The organism is Acinetobacter lwoffii, assembly GCF_024129715.1.
GTDB classification, from domain to species: Bacteria; Pseudomonadota; Gammaproteobacteria; order Pseudomonadales; family Moraxellaceae; genus Acinetobacter; species Acinetobacter lwoffii_U.
On sequence record NZ_JAMXXM010000042.1, the window covers coordinates 1 to 7,642 of the forward strand.

Sequence of the window (7,642 nt, forward strand, 5' to 3'; positions counted from 1 at the left end):
TTTTTACTTCATCATAGATTTTTAATAAGTGGGATTATCTAAGATTTTTTAGGAATATTTGAGAATTTCTAGGAATTTCTAGGAATTTCTAGGAATTTCTAAGAATTTCTAGGAATATTTAAGAATACGTGGAATTTAGGCTTTTAGGCCTGTTTAGATAGTCGATTTTTAAGAATATTTAAGAATATTTAAGAATTTTTAAGAAAGTACTTAAGGGTAAAGTAGGCAAGATGTGTAATGTTGGCCAACATGCAAGCATGATTAGCACACCATTACCTCCTCTTATTCGCTTTTCAAGCTCAACGTGGCATCTTGTCCTGCGGAGCTTTTGGCACAGCCAAACTGTATTGTGATAAGGAATTAGAAAAATGTCTGATGAGAAAAAGCCAAAACGAATACGCCAAAAAACGATTAAAGTCGTGGTGACTGAAGAAGAAAAATTGATGATCGAATCCAGGGCCAAAGACGCCAATTTATCTAATTCTCAATATTTACGTGATTTGGGTTTGGGCTATCAGCCGAAAAGTCTAACGGATATAAAAACCATCCAGGAGATCCGCAGTCTGAAAGCGGATCTGAATAAAGTGGGCGGTTTGCTTAAAAACCTCATGAGTGGTGAGCTGACTGATCCGAAAGAGATCAGATCCAGGGTGAATGGCTTGCTGCTGGACTTTTCCAGGAATCAAAATTCGATTGATTTGTTCATTTCAAAAGTCCGATCCAAGATCAAATTTTAAGACAGGACATTTCTATTTGGGGCTTACAACTGACTTTCGTATATGAGATTTTATGTTAAATAATACTTATGTAAGAAAAAAATCAAATGAAGTCTTTTAACTTTTAATATATAAGACAAGTTATTTATTTTTACTAGAATATCAGGGGGATATATGCATTCTTTAACACCTTATTTACTTAGAGTTTATGATCCATTAAGAGAGGTCACTATTAAGAAAAAAACTAAGAAAGGTGCTAATGCATTATTGCATGATATTTATGGAAAAGATTTATTCCAAATCTTTCTAGATTTCATGACTGCTCACAAAAATAATTTCATAAAAACTGTCGATGAAAAAAGAAGAAAAGTTTATAAATTTCATGATGTTAAAGTTATAGATAAGGAGCGTATCATCTATGGTTGGTTCTTGGAAGGGGAATATGGATTAGAAAAAGAGCTTATTAATATTGACAGTTCAGACGTAGAATTTGTTAGAAAGATAGAAAATGCAGAAATTACTAGGCACTTTTTTTATATAAAACTTCCACAGCCACAGGCACATGGTTTAGTTCTATTGCATAACTTTAATGGTAATGGAGTCAAAACAACATTTCATGATGAGTTTCTAGCTTTTAGTAAGCCTTTAATAAAGCTTACAGTATCTATGACGCCCTTATCATATGATGGTGCAATGAAGGCTTGGGCTAATTCTGTAGCAAAGGAAATTAGATTAAATCGTTTTGTACCACAAGATGATATTAACGATACTCTTAAGGAACTTGGTTATAAAGAACAACCTAATGCTGTTCTTGTGTTAAAGCCAGAACTTAAAGGTGGAAATTTTGGAAAGCTTTCAGAACTTGCATATAAGTTAAAAACTGATAAACCTTCAAAAAAATTACAAGCTGTTGAGCTACTCATGGAAAACTGTTCTGAGATAAAAACCGTATTTGAATTAAATGGGAAAAAAAGAACATTTAAAATCGGTAATGGTATTAGTAATGTTCTATGTGAAGTGTTGTGTCCAAAAGAACTAGAAGAAAATCATTTACCTACTTTAGATGAATTAAAAAGTTGGGCATTTGACGTGGCGGATGAATTTTCATCTGATATATATGCTGACTAGTAAAATGAGGTACTGTTATGAGTAATAAGATAAGTATTTCTGATATTTGTTGTTCTCATAGAGAGACTTTAACGGCTAGAGATCAGCTAAGTTTTTTTGGCTTTCCTATTCTATTAGCCATCCTTGCTCATGTTCTTGAAATTAATTTAGCTAGTGATACTTTATCTCTATTAGTTAGTTTTGGCTCAATTTTTACAGCCCTACTTTTATCCTTATTAGTCCTAATTTTTGATCAAGAATCTAAGTTAGATGAAAAGAAAGAATTGTTTGATAAGGACCAGAAACTAGTACCTTTATATAATGTTAGGAAAGACTTATTATTTGAGCTTTATTCTAACATTTCTTTTTCTATCATTTGTGCACTGTTACTAGTAGTTGCATGCTTATTTTATTCTCAGCTTTTAAGTTATGAAGAGCTACGCTCAGAATTTAATATTTTAGTTTCTGACTATTTTTTCAATCCTATTATTATTATTTTATTAGGGTTAACTACGCTGAATATCTTAATGATTTTAAAGCGTATTCATACTTTATTAACGGTAAAACCTGAAAATTCTGAAAAAGAATCTGATCCTTCAAAGAAAGACTATGTAGAAAGAGATCTATAGCTAAAGTTAATTAATACGGATTATAAAAAAACGAGAGCCATAGACTCTCGTTTTTTTGTTCTAGAACTGCTAAAATTCTTATACGCCATTGACGTACTTACATCCATGTTATTCATTGAAACCAGTATTTTTACCAAGCAAATTAAAGAGCTTGTGAGTGATGAAGAGTATCGTCAGCTCCAGCAAGATCTCTTGGTACAGCCTGATAGGGGCGACTTGATCAAGAATGGTGGTGGAATACGTAAAGTACGTTGTGCTCAGGGCAATAAAGGCAAAAGTGGCGGTATCCGGGTGATCTATTATTGGGTCACAGAAGATGATCAGATCTTCTTTCTGGTGGCTTATCCAAAGTCTGTCAAAGATAATCTGACAGACAAAGAAACCTCGATCCTGCGTCAATTAGTAAAGGAGCAATTTCATGGATAACAACTTATTTGATGACCTGGTTGCTTCAATTAAAGAAGCTGGAGCCATCAAACGTAATGAGATAAAGGCCAGTCGAGTGACTGAGCTTGAATTACCAGATATCAAAGAAGTACGTGAGAAAACTGGCTTAACTCAGGCAGAGTTTGCTGCACGTTTGCATATCAGTGCGAGAACCCTGCAAAACTGGGAACAAGGCCGTCGCTATCCGACTGGTCCTGCAGCGACTTTAATTCGTATTCTAGATGCTCACCCCACTTTAATTTAAGAAGTTTAGATAATAAAAAACCCCGGCATCCTGCCGGGGTTTTCCGTATTGGTTCGCTCGGTATAACTCCTGTCGTACCTTACAGTCCTTGTGCTTATCTATTGTTATTCTTGTATGGAGCTTCCTGCTCTCTATGTGCACATCATATGAAATTTCCACTATCTGGCATAGCAGCAAAGGGCCGAGATTGATGTGAGCCAGGGCGTACAAAATAGCCTAAATTTTATCCACAAAAAATGTGGATAATTTTGGACATTGAGGCATTGATAAAATTTAAAAAACCTCAAAATTGACTATTTTTTAAACAATTTTATTGGCAAGAAGTATCAAAACCGCTCATAAAAAAGACGACTTGTTTCAAAATCGGCTTTTTATGGATTTTAGGGTTTGGTGTAAATTTTTAAGATATTGATATTTAATTTAATATACAAGTGTATTGCGTATAACCGCCATTATGTTAAATGGATAGTTATTTAGTGGAAAAATCAAGTTTTTGAAATTTCAAATTGAAGTTTTTTCGTTCAATTAGTAATTGTAATTTATATTCTATTGAATAACTATTTCATAACTTTTCCTATCATATTTGGCTGCATATGTAGCTACTTCTTGATTAATCTTTTTATGATTTTTATCTAAATATGAAAAGATTATTGAATCCTCATTGTGCTGCTCGTAATTGATGGCGTATTTATATTCTGAATAAGGATAAAGAGTACCTAAGCTATAAGTTTTTTGAGCACTAATATAAGTTACTTTAAGGTCTGTAATTGGATAATCAGTCTGATTTTTAATAAAAATATATCCATTTTTTTCAAATGGCTGGCATCCTATAAGTAGAACTAATGTAAGACAGTAAAATAGGCTATTCTTCATTTTGGTAGTTCTTCAATTGGTCTTATGAGTTTATTAATAACTATAACTTGTGAGGTATCACAGCCATGATCTACTTCAGTTATCCAAGAATAATTATTTTTTTCTAGAGGATAGGAGCCGCCTCCTCCATATGCTACTTTATCACCTAAAAAATAAGTGTCTGAATCTACTTTTAAGCTCTTAGTTTCTATATTCCAATCTATAGTTTTCGTAGCAAAAATTGGCAGAACTTTAGAGCCATCAGCATGTTCTAGATATAAGCATTTACCTTCCCTAATGAGCTTAGCCTCACTATAACTTGCATTATCTGCTCCCCCTGTATAGTGAATACGTGGAACAACTATATTTGATTCAATTTTTTCTGTAACTGGACTACAGGCTGCAAGAAAAATTAATAAAATAAATTCTAATCTTTTCATATTAAAGGAATTTTTGAGAAAATAATAATAGAGAAATTAAAGCAAATTATTCCAAAAGGCTCTGATTAAAAATTGTTAAAATTAGTAGATATATGGGAGAAAATTATGAAAAAATTTTTATACTTCAATTGCTTATCTTTTATTTTTACTTATTTATCTTTGTTTTATCAGAAATATACATTGGTGGATCGTATAGTTGTAGACAAGCTTGAAAAAGTTAAAGTCATTGGAGGAGGATTTCCCTTACAGTTTTTAGTAGATGGTGAAGTATCTCCAGGTGGGAGTATAGCGCTAGATCCTTTAAATATTATTATAGGAATAGATCAATTTATCTTCTTATATTTTATTTTTGATTATTTGTTCTGGATAAGTATTTTATTTGCTTTTTACATAATTTTGAAAAGGTACAAACTAAAACAGATTTTCTAAAATTAACATAATACACCTTATACGAAATGCGTTATAATTATCTATAGAAATCAATGCTGTAGTTTCTAGTTGATAACCCAATCACACCCGATTGGGCTTTTTTTATGACTTTTCACGTTCCACGCCTATTATTTCATCAATGTTCCACACTTTTGATTAGCTCAATTGAATAATCAGGATGCCTGGTCTTTTTCTTTTTGGCGTTCATTCAGCTCTTTTTTGAGTGCCTTTTTATCCTGGTATGCTGCAATCAGCATAATCGGGATCAGCAGCGGGGCCACAATAATGCCCAGGGCAATGTCTTTCAGTTTCGGCATGATCTCTCTCCCTTAGTCATTCTCAAAAACAGCATTCAGCACACGGCCAAATAAGCCACGTTTTTTAGGTTGTGGCACTGCCACATTTTGCAACGTGGCATGCTGTAGCGTTTGGGTGTGGTATGCTGTAGTTTCTTGTTGTGGCACTGCCACATTTTCTACAATATTTAATTCATTATTCTTTTTATTATCATTGTCTTGTTGTGTTGTCGCATGCTGTGGCATATCGGTGTCGCATGCCGTAGCATCTTGTTGTGGCGCTGCCGTGGCGGGTGCAACAGTTTTTAACTCAATAAGTGTCTGCATACGGTCGATTTGCTGCATTAAACGCTCTTCACGTTCTTGGTATTTTTTAACTTCATTTTCTAAATGAATAATGAGTTTTTTTGTAGATTCATCGCTATCTGATGTAGAAGATTCAATTTGTTGAGATGTTTGCTCAGGCTCCCCAAAGCATCTAATCACTTCCGAAAGGTCAAATTGACCATCACTAGAGCGTGATAAACGCCCATTACGTACAGCTCTGTAAATGGTTGACCTATCAATATGAAATTTTTTAGATACTTCACTTAGCGATAACTTAGCCATTTACTGTTTCCTTTTTATTTGATGGCATGTATCCCACTTTTTTTAGGTATGGGGCTAGTTCTTTGATTTTTTCAGAGTCTTGTAGCATCTCAGCAATACGAACAGCAAATTGAGGATAGCTTTCAGTTCCTTGTGAATAGCGACCCATTTCAGGGAGTTCTGAAAGTTTGTTTGCAAACATATGCCGTTGAGCATCGGTCATCTTTGAAAAAAGGTCTAAGGTATTCGGATCTCTTTCTATTGATGGATTATCCTTTTTCTTCTGTTTAAACGTAAAAGAAAAACCTGAAATTGATCGACCTTTTTTATGCTGTTCATATTTTACAGTTATATCCGTATGCTCATTTATCTGTTTAATTGAAAGCTCTAAAACACGCTCTTTTAAATGAGCCATCCGTAAATATTCATTATCAAGAACGCCTAACTTCTTTCTAAATTCTTGTAGTTCTATGGTTGGGGTTTTACCAGCGCTTCGCCACTGAATTAGAAGTTCATATAAGCGAATGGCATAAGCGCTACTAAGACTACTAACTTGCTGTAATTCATATTTAGTAAATTGCTCTTCCAGTCTGGTTATGAAGGGAACAACAGCAGGTGCAAATATTAAGTCTACAGTTGCTTCATTGTCGTTATAAGCAATCTGAGATACCCAACGACTCATAACATTTCGGATATTCCCATTAGCTTTTTTCTCTTGATAGCTAAATTGACGCGCGAATAAATCCTTACAAGCATCTTTTAAGGCTTGATAAGCTGTATTACGGTGCACACCAAACTGATTGATATAACTATCTGCATGAACTTCTAATGGATCATTTGCATTAATCCCTTTCCCACTTTCCCTTGCTTCAACAATAGCCAATAAAATTAAACGTTGTTCTACTAAGTCTAAGTTATAGCTTGCGTTGATTAAGGCATTGTCTTTTACAACTAAATCTCTCATAGCCACTATTTTTTTATTGTGTATAAGTACACGTTAATATTATTTGTGTACTAATGCAAGGTAAACGTAGACATATTGCAAGGTAAACGTGGACATATTGCAAGGTAAACGTGGACATATTGCAAGGTAAACGTGGACATATAAGAGCTGAAACCCTTTATTCATAAGGTTTTCGAGCCATCTAAAAGTATTTAAAAACTTTAAAATAATTAAAAGCCCAGGCAAGGAAAAATTGCCCTTGGTTTTCGCTACGCTCAAACTCTATTGAATCTCGCTTTCGCTCGATTCGTCGGGGCAATTTTTTGGCTCATCTCGTTGTGACTTCAATAAAAAGCAAAAGCACGATGAATTCGCTTCGCTCATAGAGCTTTTTTACTCGCTACGCTCGATCTAGACTCAATTTTCTGCATGTGATTTACGCTTATTTAGGCTTCAAAGCCTAAAAAGCTGTTTTTCAGAGAGTCTAAGCGCGAATTTCAGCGATTTCACTCGTAGACACTCGTTCTGTACCTTCCAGTGTGAATTTGAGCTTAAATCGCAAATGAGTGCATTTAAAAGCTAAATTTTTACAGGGATTAGATAAAGTCTTTACATTCTGTATGGGGATCATAAAAAAATTTAGGCTTTCTCTCTGTTAGTTTCTCTAAATTCCTCTCAGCATTGGTCATTTCATTAACTGAAGATTTGAATTGATCTCCTGTCTTTCTATTTCTTTTTACGTTTTCTTTTTTTCCGCATTAATTTCATTAGGGGGATATGCATATTCGTGCATTGCGAGGATCTTTTCTTTTGATTGAAGAACGTATCTTTTAATTTGGTGACGTCCAACTATGATTTATTTTTTACTTCATCATAGATTTTTAATAAGTGGGATTATCTAAGATTTTTTAGGAATATTTGAGAATTTCTAGGAATTTCTAGGAATTTCTA

The 7,642-nt window shown here is 33.9% G+C and carries 11 protein-coding genes; 6 read left to right on the forward strand and 5 right to left on the reverse strand.

Annotation, left to right across the window (positions count from 1 at the left end; all coding sequences use genetic code 11):
• The first annotated feature begins 368 nt into the window (after positions 1 to 368).
• The 5 genes from NI462_RS14360 (at position 369) to nadS (ending at position 3,143) form a co-directional block, all read left to right on the forward strand.
• A complete protein-coding gene (locus tag NI462_RS14360) occupies positions 369 to 737 on the forward strand; it encodes a plasmid mobilization protein (protein WP_253161173.1) in 369 nt (122 codons plus the stop codon).
• Positions 738 to 890: 153 nt separating this feature from the next.
• Positions 891 to 1,844, forward strand: a complete 954-nt coding sequence (locus NI462_RS14365) for a hypothetical protein (protein ID WP_253161175.1) — start codon at positions 891 to 893, stop codon at positions 1,842 to 1,844.
• Between the two features lie 17 nt (positions 1,845 to 1,861).
• Positions 1,862 to 2,452, forward strand: coding sequence for a hypothetical protein (locus NI462_RS14370; RefSeq protein WP_253161177.1), 591 nt, complete (start codon positions 1,862 to 1,864; stop codon positions 2,450 to 2,452).
• A gap of 105 nt (positions 2,453 to 2,557) precedes the next feature.
• Entirely contained in the window at positions 2,558 to 2,878 is a 321-nt protein-coding gene (locus tag NI462_RS14375; RefSeq protein ID WP_016807108.1) for a type II toxin-antitoxin system RelE/ParE family toxin, read from the forward strand.
• A complete protein-coding gene (nadS, locus tag NI462_RS14380; protein WP_004641921.1) occupies positions 2,871 to 3,143 on the forward strand; it encodes a NadS family protein in 273 nt (90 codons plus the stop codon). Before NI462_RS14375 ends, nadS begins: the two co-directional genes overlap by 8 nt.
• Before the next feature lie 546 nt (positions 3,144 to 3,689).
• Here the strand turns inward: nadS and NI462_RS14385 are convergent.
• On the reverse strand, positions 3,690 to 4,016 hold the full coding sequence (locus tag NI462_RS14385) for a hypothetical protein (RefSeq protein WP_005407416.1): 327 nt from the start codon (positions 4,014 to 4,016) through the stop codon (positions 3,690 to 3,692).
• On the reverse strand, positions 4,013 to 4,435 hold the full coding sequence (locus NI462_RS14390) for a hypothetical protein (protein ID WP_157759225.1): 423 nt from the start codon (positions 4,433 to 4,435) through the stop codon (positions 4,013 to 4,015). The genes NI462_RS14385 and NI462_RS14390 overlap by 4 nt, the downstream gene beginning before the upstream one ends.
• 105 nt (positions 4,436 to 4,540) lie before the next feature.
• Between NI462_RS14390 and NI462_RS14395 the strand changes: the two genes are divergently transcribed.
• Positions 4,541 to 4,864, forward strand: a complete 324-nt coding sequence (locus tag NI462_RS14395) for a hypothetical protein (RefSeq protein WP_076755242.1) — start codon at positions 4,541 to 4,543, stop codon at positions 4,862 to 4,864.
• A gap of 173 nt (positions 4,865 to 5,037) precedes the next feature.
• Here NI462_RS14395 and NI462_RS14400 read toward each other — a convergent pair whose 3' ends face one another.
• Genes NI462_RS14400 through repM form a run of 3 tightly spaced genes read right to left on the reverse strand, consistent with a single transcriptional unit; the run spans position 5,038 to position 6,712 of the window.
• Positions 5,038 to 5,181 carry a hypothetical protein gene (locus NI462_RS14400; protein ID WP_164836615.1) on the reverse strand — a complete coding sequence of 48 codons (144 nt, stop codon included), beginning with the start codon at positions 5,179 to 5,181 and terminating at the stop codon, positions 5,038 to 5,040.
• Positions 5,182 to 5,193: 12 nt separating this feature from the next.
• Entirely contained in the window at positions 5,194 to 5,769 is a 576-nt protein-coding gene (locus NI462_RS14405; protein WP_253161179.1) for a plasmid replication DNA-binding protein, read from the reverse strand.
• The gene (gene repM, locus NI462_RS14410; protein WP_253161180.1) at positions 5,762 to 6,712 is read right to left on the reverse strand and encodes a replication initiation protein RepM; all 951 of its coding nucleotides are present in this window, start codon (positions 6,710 to 6,712) and stop codon (positions 5,762 to 5,764) included. The genes NI462_RS14405 and repM overlap by 8 nt, the downstream gene beginning before the upstream one ends.
• Positions 6,713 to 7,642: the final 930 nt, after the last annotated feature.

Bases quoted from the DNA above. Each gene is read 5' to 3' on its own strand.
- NI462_RS14405 (WP_253161179.1), bottom strand. From the start codon at position 5,769: ATGGCTAAGTTATCGCTAAGTGAAGTATCTAAAAAATTTCATATTGAT.
- NI462_RS14400 (WP_164836615.1), bottom strand. From the start codon at position 5,181: ATGCCGAAACTGAAAGACATTGCCCTGGGCATTATTGTGGCCCCGCTG.
- NI462_RS14360 (WP_253161173.1), top strand. From the start codon at position 369: ATGTCTGATGAGAAAAAGCCAAAACGAATACGCCAAAAAACGATTAAA.
- NI462_RS14375 (WP_016807108.1), top strand. From the start codon at position 2,558: ATGTTATTCATTGAAACCAGTATTTTTACCAAGCAAATTAAAGAGCTT.
- NI462_RS14365 (WP_253161175.1), top strand. From the start codon at position 891: ATGCATTCTTTAACACCTTATTTACTTAGAGTTTATGATCCATTAAGA.
- NI462_RS14395 (WP_076755242.1), top strand. From the start codon at position 4,541: ATGAAAAAATTTTTATACTTCAATTGCTTATCTTTTATTTTTACTTAT.
- NI462_RS14385 (WP_005407416.1), bottom strand. From the start codon at position 4,016: ATGAAGAATAGCCTATTTTACTGTCTTACATTAGTTCTACTTATAGGA.
- repM (WP_253161180.1), bottom strand. From the start codon at position 6,712: ATGAGAGATTTAGTTGTAAAAGACAATGCCTTAATCAACGCAAGCTAT.
- NI462_RS14370 (WP_253161177.1), top strand. From the start codon at position 1,862: ATGAGTAATAAGATAAGTATTTCTGATATTTGTTGTTCTCATAGAGAG.
- nadS (WP_004641921.1), top strand. From the start codon at position 2,871: ATGGATAACAACTTATTTGATGACCTGGTTGCTTCAATTAAAGAAGCT.
- NI462_RS14390 (WP_157759225.1), bottom strand. From the start codon at position 4,435: ATGAAAAGATTAGAATTTATTTTATTAATTTTTCTTGCAGCCTGTAGT.